The 14,752-nt window shown below is 61.6% G+C and carries 17 protein-coding genes; 8 read left to right on the top strand and 9 right to left on the bottom strand.

Translation table 11 applies throughout. The annotated features are described in order from the left end of the window. The first annotated feature begins 6 nt into the window (after positions 1 to 6). Together AC1DON_RS08840 and AC1DON_RS08845 are read left to right on the top strand one after the other, a co-directional pair. A complete protein-coding gene (locus tag AC1DON_RS08840; RefSeq protein ID WP_476934647.1) occupies positions 7 to 264 on the top strand; it encodes a type II toxin-antitoxin system ParD family antitoxin in 258 nt (85 codons plus the stop codon). Then, on the top strand, positions 261 to 551 hold the full coding sequence (locus AC1DON_RS08845; protein WP_476934421.1) for a type II toxin-antitoxin system RelE/ParE family toxin: 291 nt from the start codon (positions 261 to 263) through the stop codon (positions 549 to 551). The genes AC1DON_RS08840 and AC1DON_RS08845 overlap by 4 nt, the downstream gene beginning before the upstream one ends. Here AC1DON_RS08845 and AC1DON_RS08850 read toward each other — a convergent pair. Further along, positions 548 to 1,357 (bottom strand): hypothetical protein, encoded by an 810-nt coding sequence (locus tag AC1DON_RS08850; protein WP_476934422.1) that lies wholly within the window; start codon positions 1,355 to 1,357, stop codon positions 548 to 550. The two genes, AC1DON_RS08845 and AC1DON_RS08850, sit on opposite strands and share 4 nt — an antisense overlap. Positions 1,358 to 1,481: 124 nt before the next feature. Next, on the bottom strand, positions 1,482 to 2,279 hold the full coding sequence (locus AC1DON_RS08855; RefSeq protein ID WP_476934423.1) for a TerC family protein: 798 nt from the start codon (positions 2,277 to 2,279) through the stop codon (positions 1,482 to 1,484). 285 nt (positions 2,280 to 2,564) lie between these two features. Here AC1DON_RS08855 and AC1DON_RS08860 point away from each other — a divergent pair, with 285 nt between their 5' ends. The 5 genes from AC1DON_RS08860 to AC1DON_RS08880 are packed head-to-tail and all read left to right on the top strand — an operon-like array spanning position 2,565 to position 7,296. Beyond that, on the top strand, positions 2,565 to 3,119 hold the full coding sequence (locus AC1DON_RS08860; protein ID WP_476934424.1) for a F0F1 ATP synthase subunit delta: 555 nt from the start codon (positions 2,565 to 2,567) through the stop codon (positions 3,117 to 3,119). Positions 3,120 to 3,124: 5 nt separating this feature from the next. Next, the gene (atpA, locus tag AC1DON_RS08865; protein ID WP_476934425.1) at positions 3,125 to 4,657 is read left to right on the top strand and encodes a F0F1 ATP synthase subunit alpha; all 1,533 of its coding nucleotides are present in this window, start codon (positions 3,125 to 3,127) and stop codon (positions 4,655 to 4,657) included. A gap of 22 nt (positions 4,658 to 4,679) precedes the next feature. Further along, positions 4,680 to 5,561, top strand: coding sequence for a F0F1 ATP synthase subunit gamma (locus tag AC1DON_RS08870; RefSeq protein ID WP_476934426.1), 882 nt, complete (start codon positions 4,680 to 4,682; stop codon positions 5,559 to 5,561). A gap of 9 nt (positions 5,562 to 5,570) precedes the next feature. After that, positions 5,571 to 7,019: a F0F1 ATP synthase subunit beta gene (gene atpD / locus AC1DON_RS08875; RefSeq protein ID WP_476934427.1), complete on the top strand. Its 1,449-nt coding sequence runs from the start codon at positions 5,571 to 5,573 to the stop codon at positions 7,017 to 7,019. Position 7,020: 1 nt separating this feature from the next. Then, positions 7,021 to 7,296, top strand: coding sequence for an ATP synthase F1 subunit epsilon (locus tag AC1DON_RS08880; protein ID WP_476934428.1), 276 nt, complete (start codon positions 7,021 to 7,023; stop codon positions 7,294 to 7,296). A 140-nt stretch (positions 7,297 to 7,436) separates the two neighbouring features. Here the strand turns inward: AC1DON_RS08880 and AC1DON_RS08885 are convergent, their stop codons facing one another. The 5 genes from AC1DON_RS08885 to AC1DON_RS08905 all read right to left on the bottom strand — a co-directional run bounded on the left by AC1DON_RS08885 (position 7,437) and on the right by AC1DON_RS08905 (position 12,390). Further along, positions 7,437 to 7,781 (bottom strand): DUF1428 domain-containing protein, encoded by a 345-nt coding sequence (locus AC1DON_RS08885; RefSeq protein ID WP_476934429.1) that lies wholly within the window; start codon positions 7,779 to 7,781, stop codon positions 7,437 to 7,439. Between the two features lie 92 nt (positions 7,782 to 7,873). Further along, positions 7,874 to 8,356, bottom strand: a complete 483-nt coding sequence (locus AC1DON_RS08890) for an RNA pyrophosphohydrolase (RefSeq protein WP_476934430.1) — start codon at positions 8,354 to 8,356, stop codon at positions 7,874 to 7,876. 3 nt (positions 8,357 to 8,359) lie between these two features. Next, on the bottom strand, positions 8,360 to 9,562 hold the full coding sequence (locus tag AC1DON_RS08895) for a divergent polysaccharide deacetylase family protein (protein ID WP_476934431.1): 1,203 nt from the start codon (positions 9,560 to 9,562) through the stop codon (positions 8,360 to 8,362). Positions 9,563 to 9,672: 110 nt separating this feature from the next. Continuing rightward, positions 9,673 to 11,136, bottom strand: coding sequence for a S41 family peptidase (locus tag AC1DON_RS08900; protein WP_476934432.1), 1,464 nt, complete (start codon positions 11,134 to 11,136; stop codon positions 9,673 to 9,675). A 102-nt stretch (positions 11,137 to 11,238) separates the two neighbouring features. Next, positions 11,239 to 12,390 (bottom strand): murein hydrolase activator EnvC family protein, encoded by a 1,152-nt coding sequence (locus AC1DON_RS08905; RefSeq protein ID WP_476934433.1) that lies wholly within the window; start codon positions 12,388 to 12,390, stop codon positions 11,239 to 11,241. 132 nt (positions 12,391 to 12,522) lie between these two features. Here AC1DON_RS08905 and AC1DON_RS08910 point away from each other — a divergent pair, with 132 nt between their 5' ends. Further along, on the top strand, positions 12,523 to 13,764 hold the full coding sequence (locus AC1DON_RS08910) for an ankyrin repeat domain-containing protein (RefSeq protein WP_476934434.1): 1,242 nt from the start codon (positions 12,523 to 12,525) through the stop codon (positions 13,762 to 13,764). Positions 13,765 to 13,824: 60 nt separating this feature from the next. On the opposite strand, the gene rlmH is transcribed toward AC1DON_RS08910, so the two are convergent. Further along, positions 13,825 to 14,313 carry a 23S rRNA (pseudouridine(1915)-N(3))-methyltransferase RlmH gene (rlmH, locus tag AC1DON_RS08915; protein WP_476934435.1) on the bottom strand — a complete coding sequence of 163 codons (489 nt, stop codon included), beginning with the start codon at positions 14,311 to 14,313 and terminating at the stop codon, positions 13,825 to 13,827. Between the two features lies 1 nt (position 14,314). Further along, entirely contained in the window at positions 14,315 to 14,734 is a 420-nt protein-coding gene (locus AC1DON_RS08920; RefSeq protein WP_476934436.1) for a hypothetical protein, read from the bottom strand. Positions 14,735 to 14,752: the final 18 nt, after the last annotated feature.

A 14,752-nucleotide genomic window follows, 5' to 3' on the forward strand; every position in this document is an offset into this window, starting at 1 on the left:
AGCGCAATCATGGGAAAGAATACGTCCTTCGCCTTGGGCGATCACTTTGTTAGCTTTATCGATACGCAGGTGGCGGAAGGTCGATATAGCTCGGCGAGCGACGTCGTTCGGGCGGGCCTGCGTTTGCTTGAAGCCGAAGAAGCCAAGCTCAATGCGCTGCGGGCAGCATTGATTGCAGGTGAAGAAAGCGGGCCGGGCGAAGAATTTGATATCGACCAGTTTCTGGCTGAGATGAACGCGGAGCACGCGGCTTTACCGGAATGAGTCGCTTTATTCTCAGGCCATTGGCGCGCAAAGATTTAAGGGCAATCTGGCGTTATAGCGCGGAAAACTGGGGAACGGCGAAAGCCGATGTCTATATCCGCGACATCAATAAGTTCATCGCGCGTACGGCAGCTAAGCCGGATGCCGGGAAATCGTGCGAACACATTCGCGCGGGATATTTCAAAGCCAATATCGGCTCACATGTCGTGTTCTTTACGCAGATACCGGAAGGTATAATGGTTGAGCGCGTGCTCCATCAATCGATGGATTTCACTCGCCACCTTTAAGCGCGCATATCCAGGAACATGCCCGTCTCCGGCGCATCCTGTTTCAGGTCGCGCTCCATGTCGGACATGGCCTTGCGCAGTTCCTTCAGTTCCTTATCCATATCCTCGAAGACCTTATCGGTGTCTTCGTCGGGCTTTTGCGCGGCCTTTTGGATGCGGGCGGGCGCCAGCATCTTTTCGTCGATATGCTTCAGTATGCCTTTCAGTTCCTTCAGGAATTCCATGCCGTCTTCGCCAAGCGACTTGCGCATCGAACCCATCAGTTCGTCGTGCGTAACGGTATTGGCGGCGGCATCTGCTGTCTTGCTCTCGGCTTCAGCGGCCTTGATCTCGTCCTCGGGCTTGGCGGGATCGGCGGCGCCCGGGGTCGTGGGCGGCGCGATCGCTGCGGCGGATGACGCGACCGCGTCCATCTGCGTCTTGCCGGCTTCCTTGAACTCCTTGAGCGCAGCCTTCAGTTCCTTGAAGACCTGCGTCATGGCGCGCGCCATCTCCTTGGCATTACCGGAGAAGAGCTTCTTGAGGATCTTCAGCTTCTCGACAATCGCCTTGAGCTTTTCGCGTGCGCGCGTCTTGGCGTCGTTCTGGACGCGCATTTCCGGCGTATCCATGGCCTTCGACGTCTTGTCCTGCAATTCCTTGCGGTGGTCATCGGCCTTTTTCAGAAGGGCGTATTTTTCGTTGGACATGCCGCGCGCAAGCGGGCGCTCGACCGCCTTCGCGGCGGGGTTGGGCGCCTCCGGGAATGGCGGCGGCGCGGGGCGGCGCACGAATGCGCTGACGATATAACCGTTGTCTACGTTCATGTCCTTCGCCTTCTGCGAATGCTGGCACTGTACAACAACAGCCTTAAAACGATGTTATTGTCGGCAAAAAGAAACGCCCGCTTCGGTGAAGCGGGCGTTTCTCAAGGCAAAATGTCCTGTCTAATCAGTGCAGCTTGGCCTTCGCCTGTGACTTGGCCTTGGCGCTGCGTGACATCATGTTCAGGCCTTCGACCAAGGCCGAGAAGGCCATGGCGGCGTAGATATAACCCTTGGGGACGTGGACGCCGAAACCGTCGGCGATCAGCACCGTGCCGATCATCAGCAGGAAGCCGAGCGCCAGCATGACGACCGTCGGGTTCTTTTCGATGAAGTTGGCCAGTGGGTCCGACGCCAGCAGCATGACGAGGACAGCGATGACGACAGCGGTCATCATGACCGGGATGTGATCGGTCATGCCGACGGCCGTCAGGATCGAATCGATCGAGAAGACGAGGTCGAGCAGGATGATCTGGACGATGGCCGCGCCGGCATTGCTGATGACGGCGTTCTTGGCGTCCATCATGTCATGGGTCGGCGCGGTATCGACCGTGTGGTGGATTTCCTTGGTCGCTTTCCAGACCAGGAACAGGCCACCGGCGATCAGGATCAGGTCTTTCCACGAGAAGGCTGTGTCGAACATCGGCTCGCCGTGTTCGCCGATCGGGCCTGTGATGCCCAGATTGAACACTTCCGCCTTCAGGCCGATGATCCAGCCGATGGTCAGAAGCAGACCGAGGCGCATGATCAGGGCCAGGCCGATACCGATACGGCGGGTTTTCTGGCGATCCTTCTCCGGCAGCTTGTTGGACAGAATGGAGATGAAGACCAGATTGTCGATACCCAGCACGACTTCCATCACGATCAAGGTGACGAGCGCCGCCCATACGCCGGGATCTGCGAGCAGGGCTGTTATAGCTTCCATTTAATAAGTCTCATCTGTTTGATTGCTTTGATAATACATAGAAGAATCGCGTTAAATCTCAAGGCGCGTCGTCAAAAGATATTGCGGCATCGGCAAGAGATATTTTGTCGCACCCTGTTGTTGCCGAATCTTCACAAAGCCCGGCCTTCGTCGGTTGCGGTGCCGAAATCCCTATGCTAATGAGCCCGCGCTCTGAGGCACTTGTAGCGCTTGTTTGCGCTCGCGACCTCGTGTCCGGCGTGTTTCGCGCCGACAGACAATATAAATGCCAATCTGGACGTGCACGTGAACGAACAATTTCGAGAAACGGAAGCCGGCGACCGTTACGCCAAGGCCGCTTTTGAACTGGCCCAGGACCAGAAGGTTCTGGATGCGGTTCACGGCGACCTGACGAACGTCAAGGCCCTGCTGCTGAGCAGCGCTGAGCTGCGCACCTTCGTTTCGTCCTATGTCTACACTTCGGACATCAAGCTGAAGGGCCTGCTGGCCGTCACCGACAAGCTGAAGCTGAACCCGCTCACCAAGAAGATCTTCGGTGTGCTGGCCGCCAATCGCCGTGTCGATCAGCTGTTTCCGCTCCTCAACGCTTTCAGCAAGCTTTACGATGCGCAAAAGGGCATTGTGAACGCCGAAGTCGTTACTGCCGTGCCGCTCAGCGATGAACAGCTTTCCGCGCTGAAGGATCAACTCGGCAAGTCGCTCGGCCAATCGGCCTCTATCGCTACCTCGGTCGATCCGGCCATTCTGGGTGGCCTCAAAGTTCGCGTAGGCTCGCGTCTGTTCGATGCCTCGCTCAAGACCAAACTCGATTCCCTTAAATTCGCCCTGAAGAGAGCGTAACACTCATGGATATTCGCGCTGCCGAAATCTCGGCCATTCTCAAGCAACAAATCGCTGGTTTCGGTGAGGAAGCCGACGTTTCGGACGTCGGTCAGGTCCTGTCGGTCGGTGACGGTATCGCCCGTGTCTACGGCCTCGACAAGGTCCAGGCCGGTGAAATGGTGCTGTTCTCCAAGTCCGGCGTCAAGGGCATGGCTCTGAACCTGGAAAAGGACAATGTCGGCGTCGTTATCTTCGGCGAAGACAGCGGCATCCGTGAAGGCGACGAAGTCCGCCGCCTCGGCGAAATCGTCGATGTGCCGGTCGGCAAGGGCCTGCTGGGCCGCGTCGTCAACCCGCTGGGTGAGCCGATCGACGGCAAGGGCCCGATCGTCTCGGACGAGCGTCGCCGCGTTGACGTCAAGGCGCCGGGCATCATCCCGCGCAAGTCGGTGCACGAGCCCGTGCAGACCGGCATCAAGGCGATCGACACCCTGATCCCCGTTGGCCGTGGCCAGCGCGAACTGGTCATCGGCGACCGTCAGACCGGCAAGACCGCTGTCTGTATCGACGCCATCCTGAACCAGAAGGCCGCCAACGCCGGCACCGACGAAAAGGCGAAGCTGTACTGCATCTACGTCGCCATCGGCCAGAAGCGTTCGACCGTCGCCCAGATCGTCAAGTCGCTGGAAGAAAACGGCGCGCTGGAATACACCATCGTCGTCGCCGCTACCGCTTCGGAACCCGCCCCGCTGCAATACCTGGCGCCGTTCGCCGGTTGCGCCATGGGTGAGTTTTTCCGTGACAACGGCATGCACTCGCTGATCATCTATGACGATCTGTCGAAGCAGGCCGTTGCCTACCGTCAAATGTCGCTGCTGCTGCGCCGTCCGCCGGGCCGTGAAGCCTATCCGGGCGACGTCTTCTACCTGCACTCGCGCCTGCTGGAACGCGCCGCGAAGCTGAACGAAGACAATGGCGCGGGCTCCATGACCGCCCTGCCGATCATCGAAACGCAAGCCAACGACGTTTCGGCCTACATTCCGACCAACGTGATCTCGATCACCGACGGCCAGATCTTCCTCGAAACCGACCTGTTCTATCAGGGCATCCGTCCGGCCGTGAACGTCGGTCTGTCGGTGTCGCGCGTCGGTTCGTCGGCCCAGATCAAGGCGATGAAGCAGGTTGCCGGCGCCATCAAGGGCGACCTGGCCCAGTATCGCGAAATGGCCGCCTTCGCCAAGTTCGGTTCGGACCTGGACGCCGCTACGCAACGTCTTCTCGCACGTGGCGCCCGTCTGACGGAACTGTTGAAGCAGCCGCAATATTCGCCGCTGAAGGTTGAAGAGCAAGTCGCGGTCATCTACGCCGGTACGCGTGGCTACCTCGACAAGGTGGCCGTCGGTGACGTCGGCCGCTACGAAAAGGACCTGCTGTCGCTGCTGCGCACCCGTCACGTCGACCTGCTGAGCGCCATCCGCGACCAGAAGGCCCTGTCGGCCGATCTCGAAGACAAGCTGAAGACGATCGTCACCGACTTCACCGCCAACTTCGCTTAAGGCCTGAAGGGAACCTCACTTCATGCCCAGCTTGAAGGACATGCGCAATCAGATCGGAAGCGTGAAAGCCACGCAGAAGATCACGAAAGCGATGCAAATGGTGGCCGCGGCCAAGCTCAAGCGCGCAACGGACGCGGCGGAAAACGCCCGTCCCTACGCCAAGCGCATGGCGGCGGTGATCGCCAGCCTGGCCAGCCGTATTTCGGGCGGTGACGCCCCCAAGATGCTGACCGGCAATGGCGCGCAACACAATCAACTCGTCGTCGTCGCGACGGCGGATCGCGGTCTGGCGGGTGGTTTCAACACCGCCATCGTCCGCGCCGCCCGCGACTTCATCGATGCCCAGATTGAGCAGGGCCGTAACGTCCGCATTATCTCGGTCGGCCGCAAGGGCCGCGACCAGCTGAAGCGCATGTACGGTGACCGCGTCGTCGAATCCTACGACCTGTCGGGCACCAAGGTGCTGACGCTGGACGTGGTGGCGCCGATCTCGGAACTGGTCACGGCCGAATTCAACGAAGGCCGCGCCGACGTCGTCACGCTGTTCTATTCGCAGTACAAGTCGGTCATCAGCCAGGTTCCGGCGTCCAAGCGCCTGATCCCGGCCGAAATCGACGCGAGTGCTGCGGAAGCGGCCGCCGGTGGTAACGCCGTCTACGAATATGAGCCCAGCGAAGAGGAAATCCTCGAAGTGCTGCTGCCGCGCAACCTGTCGGTACAGCTTCTGTCGGCGTTGTTCGAAAACAATGCCGGCTTCTATGCCGCTCAGATGAGCGCGATGGACAATGCCACGCGCAATGCCGGCGAAATGATCAAAGCCTTGCAGCTGAAGTACAACCGTTCGCGCCAGGCCCAGATCACCAAGGAACTGATCGAAATTATCTCGGGCGCCGAAGCCCTGTAGGAACTGAACATGACCGTCCATCAAACCATTGCTACCGCCAAGGGTCGCATCTCGCAGATCATCGGCGCCGTTGTCGACGTCGAGTTCGACGGCAACCTGCCGGCCATCCTGAACGCGCTCGAAACCACCAACACCGCTTCGGGCGCACGTCTCGTGCTCGAAGTCGCCCAGCACCTGGGTGAAAACACCGTCCGCACTATCGCCATGGACGCGACCGAAGGTCTGGTCCGGGGCCAGGACGTCACCGACCTGGGCAGCCCGATCACCGTGCCTGTCGGCCCGGCAACGCTCGGCCGCATCATGAACGTCATCGGCGAGCCGATCGACGAAGCCGGTCCGATCGACACCAAGTTCTTCAACCCGATCCATGCCGACGCACCGGCCTTCGCCGACCAGGCGACTTCGGCTGAGCTGCTGGTTACGGGCATCAAGGTCGTCGACCTGATCTGCCCGTACGCCAAGGGCGGCAAGATCGGCCTGTTCGGCGGCGCCGGCGTCGGCAAGACCGTTACGATCCAGGAACTGATCAACAACATCGCCAAGGCCTACGGCGGTTACTCGGTGTTCGCCGGCGTTGGTGAACGGACCCGTGAAGGCAACGACCTGTATCACGAAATGATCGAGTCGAACGTGAACCAGCACGGCGGTGGCGGTACCTCGCGCTGCACCCTGGTTTACGGCCAGATGAACGAGCCTCCCGGCGCCCGCGCCCGCGTCGCCCTGACCGGCCTGGCCCAGGCCGAGTACTTCCGCGACGTCGAAGGCAAGGATGTTCTGTTCTTCGTCGACAACATCTTCCGCTTCACGCAGGCCGGTTCGGAAGTGTCGGCTCTGCTAGGCCGTATTCCTTCGGCCGTGGGTTATCAGCCGACGCTGGCGACCGAAATGGGCCGTCTGCAAGAGCGTATCACCTCGACCAACAAGGGCTCGATCACCTCGGTTCAGGCCGTGTACGTTCCGGCCGATGACTTGACCGACCCGGCGCCTGCCACCTCGTTCGCCCACCTTGACGCCACGACCGTTCTGTCGCGTTCGATCGCCGAACAGGGCATCTATCCGGCCGTTGACCCGCTCGACTCGACCTCGCGTATCCTCGATCCGCGCATCGTCGGCGAAGAGCACTACACGGTCGCCACGCGCGTTCAGGAAATCCTGCAGCAGTACAAGGCCCTGAAGGACATCATCGCCATCCTGGGCATGGACGAACTGTCGGAAGAAGACAAGCTGACGGTCGCCCGCGCCCGTAAGATCCAGCGCTTCATGTCGCAACCCTTCCACGTCGCTGAAATCTTCACGGGTACTCCAGGGGTTCTCATGTCGATCGAAGATACGATCAAGGGCTTCAAGGGCATCGCCAACGGTGATTACGATCACCTGCCGGAAGCGGCCTTCTACATGGTCGGCACGATCGAAGACGCTATCGCCAAGGCCGAGCGCCTGGCCGGCGAAGGCAAGTAAGATGGCTGAGAAGCTCCACGTCTCGCTGGTTACACCGGAAGCCGAGCTGTTCTCGGGCGACGTCGATCAGGTCGTCGCTCCGGGCGTTGAAGGCCAGTTCGGCGTTCTGGCGCGCCATGCGCCGTTCATGACTATCCTGGCCGAAGGCGAGGTCATTGTCATGAACGACGGGACGACGCGTATCTTTCAGGTGCGCGGCGGCTTTGCCGACGTTAACGCCGAGGGCATGACCATCCTGGCCGAGCATGCCAGCGAGTACCTCGAAAGCGTGCACTAAAAACGAATGGGGTTTGGGGCCTGAGGCCCCAAGTCTTCCTAGAACCAAAGAAAAAGCCTGGCCTTTTGGGGCCAGGCTTTTTCTTTGGTATCAGCAAGGTTTGTGGGGTCACGGACCCCACGCCCCATTCGTTTATCAGCTCACACTTCGCGCAACGGCTGGAAGCCGCCATAGATCATGCGCTTGCCGTCAAACGGCATCTCCATCTTCGCCATCTCGGGGTCGTTCATCATCTTCTGGTTGGCAGCATCGCGCGTCGCCTTGTCCGGCCATTCCACCCACGAAAACACAACGACTTCGCCTTCCTCAAGCTTCACCGCCATCGGGAAAGAGGTGATCTTGCCATCCGGCACATCGTCGCCCCAGCACTCGACGATCTTGATCGCGCCCAGGCCTTTGCAGTAGTCCGCATAGCCTTTCGACATTTCTATATACTTGTCCTTATTGGCGGCAGGCACTGCCGCGACAAATCCATCGATATACATATGTAGCTCCTTGGGTGAGGTGGGCACCCACACCTATCCGCCGCAACATGCCAGGAACAGTCAGCATTGCCCGCCAAACGGACACAACAGCGTTACCCTTGAATGACAGGGCCGAACTCCGCGATCACCTGGCGGTAGCTGTCGCGCTTGAAATGGACGACGCGATCGATGACGCTGTCGAGCGCGCACCATTCCCAGCGCGAGAACTCCTGCTCGTGATGGCCGGCCAGGTCGATCTCACTGTCGTCGCCGGTAAAGCGCAGGGCGTACCACACCTGCTTCTGGCCAACGAAGTTGCGGCCGATGCGGCCCTGCGCCAGCACCTCGGGTGGGAAATCGTAATAGATCCAGTCGGCGGTCCGGGCCGCGATCTCGACTGAGCGAATGCCGGTCTCTTCAAACAGTTCGCGCAGGGCGGCGGCTTCGAGGTCCTCCCCGTCATCGACCCCGCCTTGCGGAAACTGCCAGCTGTGATCGCCGGTCATGCCGTAACGGTGACCCAGCCAGACCTTGCCCTCTGCATTGAAGACGACGATGCCGACATTAGGGCGGTAGTTCTTAGGCGCTTCGGTCATCGATTAGTGCTTGAGCAGGGCAGAGGCAGGTGCCAGTTGCAGCCCGCGGCCGTCAAGTTCCTGTGTCCACTTCAAGGCCACTGCCAAGGTCACGGGATAGGCGAAGCCGGTGCCGAGTGCCGCGCCACGCGACTTGGCCTGCTGTTCCAACCCCATGAGCTGGGCGCTGATGGCCGTGGCGTTGATCTGGCTGTCGACGACGCGGTCGGCCGAAACCCGGCCCCAGGCGCCGGCTGTGCCGCGCAACTGGCCATCGTCAACAAAGGCGATGCCGCGCGCTTCCAGGTTTTGCATGAAGGTGCCGAGCGCCGCCTTGTCCTTGAAGAAGGCGCCACCCTGATAGTTCGACAGGGCGAAGTAACCGCTGGCGCGGCTCATCACCCAGTTCATGCGCGCCATCAGGTCTTCCATGCGGCTGTTGGCCATCAGGGTCTGCGGGCCGGTATCGTTGTCGGGATAGTTGGTCGGCTGCATTGGCACTTCGACGATGACCTCGTGGCCATTGGCGCGCGCCAGGTCGATCCAGCCTTGCAGGCCCGGCGTGTAGGGCACGAAAGACAGGGTGACCTGTGGCGGCAGGCTCTCGATGGCTTCGCGCGTAGTTGTCGGGTTGAGGCCGAGGCCACCGACGATCAGCGACACCATCGGCCGGCCATCGCTCCTGAACGGACGCGCGTAGGCCGACGACACGGTCATGCCGTTCGCGGCAATGATCGGCATCGGCCCGCCCGGGCTCTGCTGGGACAGGCCGGCGATCGGTGTCTGCGGCAGCGGCGTGACACCAGGCTTGGGCGCCTTGATGGCTTTTTCGGCGAGGTCGCCGGGCAGCGTGATGACGGCGGGGCCATCGGCGGGTGTCGCATAGCCATTGGCGAAGGCATCGGCGCCGGCTTCCGGGAACATGCCCATGGCGTCGAGCGTGAAGGCCTGTTCGGGTTCGGAATTATAGGTGTTGACGTGTGCCGAGGTCGCTTTTTCGCGGTCGAGCTTGATGCGCACCGACGGCGAGGCGGCATCCGGATCGCCGGCCAGGGTCAGGAAGGCAATCAGGCACAGGGCGAATGCGCCCAAGGCCGTGAGCGGCGCGACATAGGGCTTCTTGAACAGCGCGATCGTCTTGTCGAGCACGGCGCGCGGGTCGATCCTGGCGGCCGCTTTAAAGGCGCTGGCGCTTGGAAACGACGGGAGTTTGGGCTTGGCGAACATGACGGGATTCCTCCCCCGCAATGTGCCGGAATTCGGTTAACAAAGACTAACGAATGGAAAAGACGCGGTCTCCACGGACCGCGTCTTTAAGGATAGCTCTAGGCGATCGATCAGTTCTTCGAGGTGCCGGACGACGAAGATGACGACGAAGACGAGGCCGATGAAGCGTCTTTCGGCTTTGCATCGCCCGTGGCGCCGGCCTTGGTCAGGTTCTCAAAGCGCTTGCCCGGCTTGTCGATCAGGTCGGCGTCGGCCAGGGCCTGGCCGCGCGGATGTGCCGCTGCGATTTTGACGTCGCCACCATAACCTAGGACGTCGAGGCCGCGCGTCAGGATGAAGTCCCCGGCCTTGGTATCGAAGCTTTCCGGCGGCACTTCCTGAACGTTGTGCGAAGCGCGGCGCGCCTTGCCTTCGTCGGAATCGAGTGCGTTGCTATAGGCCGCTTCGGAGTACTGCATCGAAGCCGTGGCGATGTACTTGGCCTGCTCCTTCGAAGCCGCGACTTCCAGATCGGGCTCAATGCCCGTCTTCTGGATCGAACGGCCCGACGGCGTATAGTAGCGCGCGGTCGTCAGCTTGACGGCGCGGTTCTCACCGAGCGGAATGACGCTCTGGACCGAACCCTTGCCGAAGGTCGTCAGGCCGACGATCGAGGCACGGTGATGATCCTGAAGCGCACCGGCGACGATTTCCGCCGCCGAGGCCGAGCCCGGATTGGTCAGCACGACCATCGGCATGCCCTTGAGCATATCGCCCTTCTTGGCCTGGTAGCGGATGATGTCCTTGGGGTCGCGGCCGCGCTGAGAGACAATCTCGCCGCCGTCGATGAACAGGTCGGCGACGCCAACCGATTGATCGAGCAGGCCGCCCGGATTGTTGCGCAGGTCGAGGACCAGGCCCTTCATGTTCTTGTTCTCGGCCATCAGCTTGGCCAGGGCGTCGCGTGTATCGTTGGCCGTCGTTTCCGAGAAGCTGGCGATGCGCAGATAGCCGAAATTGCCTTCCATGCGCGCCTTGACCGAGCGGACCTTGATGATTTCGCGGGTCAGGGTGACGTCGAACGGCTCGTCCTTGCCGGTGCGCACCAGGGTCAGAGTGACCTTGGTTTCGGGATCGCCCTTCATCTTGGTGACGGCGTCATTGAGGCGCATGCCCAGGATGCTGGTGCCGTTAATAGCAGTGATGTAGTCGCCCGACTGGAGCCCGGCCTTCTGGGCAGGGGTATCGTCGATCGGCGTGACGACCTTGACCGCGCCGTCCTCGCTCTGGACTTCCAGTCCGATGCCGCCGTAATTGCCGCGCGTCTTTTCCTGGAGTTCCTTGTAATCCTCGTCCGACAGATAGTTGGAGTGCGGATCGAGGCTGGCCAGCATGCCTTCCAGCGCCGACTGGATCAGCTTCTTGCTGTCGGTCTTGACGACATAGTCCTGCTGGACAATGGCCATCACATTGCCGAACAGCTCAAGCTGCCGATAAGTGTCGGAACGAGGCGAAAAGACCGGCTGGTTGGCATAAGCCACGGCGCCGATGCTGAGAGCCAGGGCGGCAACGCCACCCAGAACGTAATTCTTCATGCGATCCTCAGGGGACGGGGTACTCAACTTAACTTCTCATATAAGAGTGTGAGTGTGGCGTAAACGGGGCGGGGCAGGCTGTGAATAAATTCTCTGCAAGTGTCAGCGCGAAGACACTTTCAGCGAGGTCGCGGGATTGACCGGCGTCTCTCCGTGCCTCAGTTCCATATAGAGAGCGACCTTGCGTTCCGAAAGGTTCGGCATGCGGCCAATCGGCTCATGGCGCCGGAGAGTCTGGCCCTTGTCGACGAACACCCGGCCAATACCTGTCAGCACGACGTGATAATTGTTGCCGGCATTGAGAATGACCACCTGGCCGTACGATTCGACCGGGCCGGCGAACTCGACCTCGCCTTCGACCGGCGCCGTGACCTGCGCGCCCGGCTGGACGGCGAAACGCACGCCGCGTTCGGTCCGGCCGCCCCCTGTCTGCCCACCTAAAGCCTGGCCGAAATCCGAGACTTTTTCGCCGACGACCGGCTGCTGCAACTGGCTTGAGTCCTTCTGGCCGACGCCCAGCAGGCCACGCAGGGGCAGGTCGCCGCGCATGCGGTTCTCACGCGCCTTCAGCTCCTCCGCATGGGCCTCCAGCTTGTCGGCCTGGCTCAGCAACTGGTCTTCCAGCGCCAGCTTCTGGCTGATCAGGGCCTCGATCTCGGAACGCTGGCGCGATACGTCGCTTTCGGCGACGAACAGCGATTCGTTCTGCAAGGCGGCCTGCCGGCGCAGGCGGACCAGCTCGGCGTTCTGGGCCGCCAGGGCCTGGGTGCGCTTTTGCAGTTCCGGCGTGATCTCGCGCATGATGATGGCGGCGACGACGGCGTCATTGGCGCGCCGTGTCGAGATGAAGATGGCCGGCGGCGGATTGCGCGTATAGATTTGCAGGGCCGACAGCAGCCGCGCCTCCTTGGCGCGCATCGCCGTCAGCTTACGCGTAATGTCGGCTTCCTGGAGGTTCAGGGTTTCCAGCCGGGCACGGAAGACGGCCGAACGCGTCTCGGACGTGCCTTGCCGGCGTGAAATGTCGATGATGCGCTGCTTCAGGTCCTCGACCTCGCGGCCGATCTGGCGCGCCGTCTGGCGCGTGGCGTCGCGTTTGCGCGTATTGGCGCGGACCTCGGCCGACAGCCGCTCCAGCTCTTCCTGCTCCTGGATCGTCAGGGCGCGCGTCCGCTGCTGGGCATCGCCCTGCGCAACCGTTCCCAGCAGGAACAGGCAGGTGACGGTCAGGAACAGGGCGGAGGCGCGCTTCATGGTTATGAATCTAGGCCAGGCCGCATTAACCTTCAATAAACGTAAGCCACTTGTCACAACAAGTTTGCCTTGCGTCCAGCGTGTTTTCGGCGTTCTCTCCGCTCCCGACCACTGACGATTCCGACAATGCCAATGGACAGCCTGCGTCAGGCGCTCTTTCGCGCCCTAGCCAAATCCCATCTGCCGATGCTGCGCTCAGCGCTGGGGCTGGGTGTGTCTCTGGCCTATGAGCCCGGCGATCCTGCGCCGGTCTTCCATGCGGCCCTGAGCGGTCCGTTTGCCGATTTAGGCGTGCTGCAAACGCTTGAAGCCTCAGGCGCCGACCCGGCCACCTGCGACGCTTATGACGGCACATCACCCCTGCACCTGGCGATCGCCACGCCCGATGAGCGTGTGCTCAGCTGGTTCCTGGCGCAGGGCTTGGACGTCAATGTCCGCACCCACGCCGGCGAGACGCCGCTGATGCGCGCTGCCAGCGTTACGAAAGACGAAGACTGTGAACCCGCCGCTGGCGAATGGGCGCTGCGCGACGCCCGCGCACTGGTCGCGACGGGCGTGGACGTCAACCTGACCGACGACGCGGGCCGTTCGGCCCTGCACCGTGCCTGCGAAGCCGGGGCAGGCGACATGGCGGCGCTTCTGGTCATGGCGGGCGCGGACCTGTCGCTGCCTGACAGCAATGACGATACCGCCCTGCACCTGGCCGTCAGCGGTGGTTATGACGGCATCGTCCGGCTTTTGCTAGAAAACGGCGCCGATCCGTTGGCGATCAACGCCCTGGGCTTCAGCGGCCTGCATATCCTGGCCGAACACACCAGCCTCGACATGACGCCGGCCCATCTGCGCATCGCCGATGCGCTGATCCAGGCGGGCGCCGACCTGATGCAGCACGACAACCGCGGTTTTACGCCGCTTGTGGCAGCGGCTGCCAGCGGCAATATCCCGATCGCAGCGGTATTCGTGGCGCGCCATGCCGATGTCAGCGCCGAAGAGGGCGCGGCTTTGCGTCAGGCCGTGATGTTTGAAGACGACGACATGACCGACCTGCTCATTAAGGCAGGCGCCGGCGTCGCCCAGCCGTCCTTCCCCGATCAGGACCAGCCGCTGCATACGGCGGCCCAGGAGGGCTTCGCTCATGGTGTGAAGGTCCTGCTCGACAAGGGCGCAGACATCGAAGCGCGCAATATCGACGGCGAGACGCCGCTACTGGTCGCGGCGCGTTGCCGCAAGTACGAGGTCGTTTCGCTGCTACTGGCCCGCGGCGCGTCGGCTGCCGCCGAGGACCATTACGGCGTCACCCCTCTGGCGTCGGCCCAGCAAAGGCGCGATCAGGTTCTGCTGCGGCTATTGGCGCCGGTCGAAGAGCTGCATTAGCGTTATTTTTTGCCGCAATGTTAAGCCAAAAACCGCTGCACACTTTTTGGCACATGGCGCTTAATCCCGGTGATACGGCAGGCCGGCCAATATGGTCACGGCGCGGTACATCTGTTCAGCTAGCATGACGCGCACCAAGGCATGCGGCCAGGTCTGCGCCCCGAAGGCGAGCGAAAAGGCGGCTGTGTTTCGCAATTCCGGATCAAGCCCATCGGCGCCGCCGATCAGGAAGGTGACACGGCGCTCGCCGCGGTCCTTGTATTTTTCAACGCGTTGCGCGATGGCGCGTGAGGTCAGCTGTTCACCGCGCTCATCGCAGGCGATCAATATGCCGCCATCGGCCAGGGCCGCGCGGATGGCCTCGGCTTCGGCGGCTTTCAACTGCGCGGATGTAAGATTTTTCGCCTTCTTCGCCTCGACCTCGATCAGGTCGGCGGGACCCAGGCCCAACGATCGGCCTGTTTGCGTGGCGCGGCTGAGATAATCGCGCGCCATGGCGTTTTCAGTGGTCGCGCCGAGCTTGCCGACGGCGCACAGTATCAGCTTCATATCAGTTTTTCAGGACCGAACGGTAAAGGCTACGCAACAGTTGCTCGCGGCCTTCGGTCGTCTCAACCTTGCATCGCAACGGTTCCGCGACGGCCAGAGTGCCTTCGCTGTAGAACTTCTCGACCGCGTTGCAGGTCAGGTTCATTTCCTTGAGCCAGAAGTCATGGGCGGAGTCGAACGTCTTGGCTGCCGTGCCGTCCGGGTCGAACTTGCCCTTAAGCTTGATCTCGCTGATCGTGGATTCCAGCGACGTCGTCGCCTTGTCAAGCCGCGTAGCGTAGCACGCAGCAGCCTGCTGGCTATTGCTGAAGCCCGAGCATGAAGCGGGAAGCTTGATAACCTTGACCGGCCGCCGAGCGGAGAGGGCAGGGGGCGCAGTGCACAGCGCGAAACCTGCCAGCACCAGTGCCAGACGTTTCATAAGCTTCCCTCAACCTTT

The organism is Asticcacaulis sp. P4_H10 (assembly GCF_056400965.1).

Excerpts from the sequence above, each read along its gene's own strand:
- AC1DON_RS08845 (WP_476934421.1), top strand. The coding sequence starts at position 261 with ATGAGTCGCTTTATTCTCAGGCCATTGGCGCGCAAAGATTTAAGGGCA.
- AC1DON_RS08870 (WP_476934426.1), top strand. The coding sequence starts at position 4,680 with ATGCCCAGCTTGAAGGACATGCGCAATCAGATCGGAAGCGTGAAAGCC.
- rlmH (WP_476934435.1), bottom strand. The coding sequence starts at position 14,313 with ATGAAGCTGATACTGTGCGCCGTCGGCAAGCTCGGCGCGACCACTGAA.
- AC1DON_RS08920 (WP_476934436.1), bottom strand. The coding sequence starts at position 14,734 with ATGAAACGTCTGGCACTGGTGCTGGCAGGTTTCGCGCTGTGCACTGCG.
- AC1DON_RS08855 (WP_476934423.1), bottom strand. The coding sequence starts at position 2,279 with ATGGAAGCTATAACAGCCCTGCTCGCAGATCCCGGCGTATGGGCGGCG.
- AC1DON_RS08885 (WP_476934429.1), bottom strand. The coding sequence starts at position 7,781 with ATGTATATCGATGGATTTGTCGCGGCAGTGCCTGCCGCCAATAAGGAC.
- atpA (WP_476934425.1), top strand. The coding sequence starts at position 3,125 with ATGGATATTCGCGCTGCCGAAATCTCGGCCATTCTCAAGCAACAAATC.
- AC1DON_RS08895 (WP_476934431.1), bottom strand. The coding sequence starts at position 9,562 with ATGTTCGCCAAGCCCAAACTCCCGTCGTTTCCAAGCGCCAGCGCCTTT.
- AC1DON_RS08900 (WP_476934432.1), bottom strand. The coding sequence starts at position 11,136 with ATGAAGAATTACGTTCTGGGTGGCGTTGCCGCCCTGGCTCTCAGCATC.
- AC1DON_RS08890 (WP_476934430.1), bottom strand. The coding sequence starts at position 8,356 with ATGACCGAAGCGCCTAAGAACTACCGCCCTAATGTCGGCATCGTCGTC.
- AC1DON_RS08905 (WP_476934433.1), bottom strand. The coding sequence starts at position 12,390 with ATGAAGCGCGCCTCCGCCCTGTTCCTGACCGTCACCTGCCTGTTCCTG.
- atpD (WP_476934427.1), top strand. The coding sequence starts at position 5,571 with ATGACCGTCCATCAAACCATTGCTACCGCCAAGGGTCGCATCTCGCAG.
- AC1DON_RS08850 (WP_476934422.1), bottom strand. The coding sequence starts at position 1,357 with ATGAACGTAGACAACGGTTATATCGTCAGCGCATTCGTGCGCCGCCCC.
- AC1DON_RS08880 (WP_476934428.1), top strand. The coding sequence starts at position 7,021 with ATGGCTGAGAAGCTCCACGTCTCGCTGGTTACACCGGAAGCCGAGCTG.
- AC1DON_RS08910 (WP_476934434.1), top strand. The coding sequence starts at position 12,523 with ATGGACAGCCTGCGTCAGGCGCTCTTTCGCGCCCTAGCCAAATCCCAT.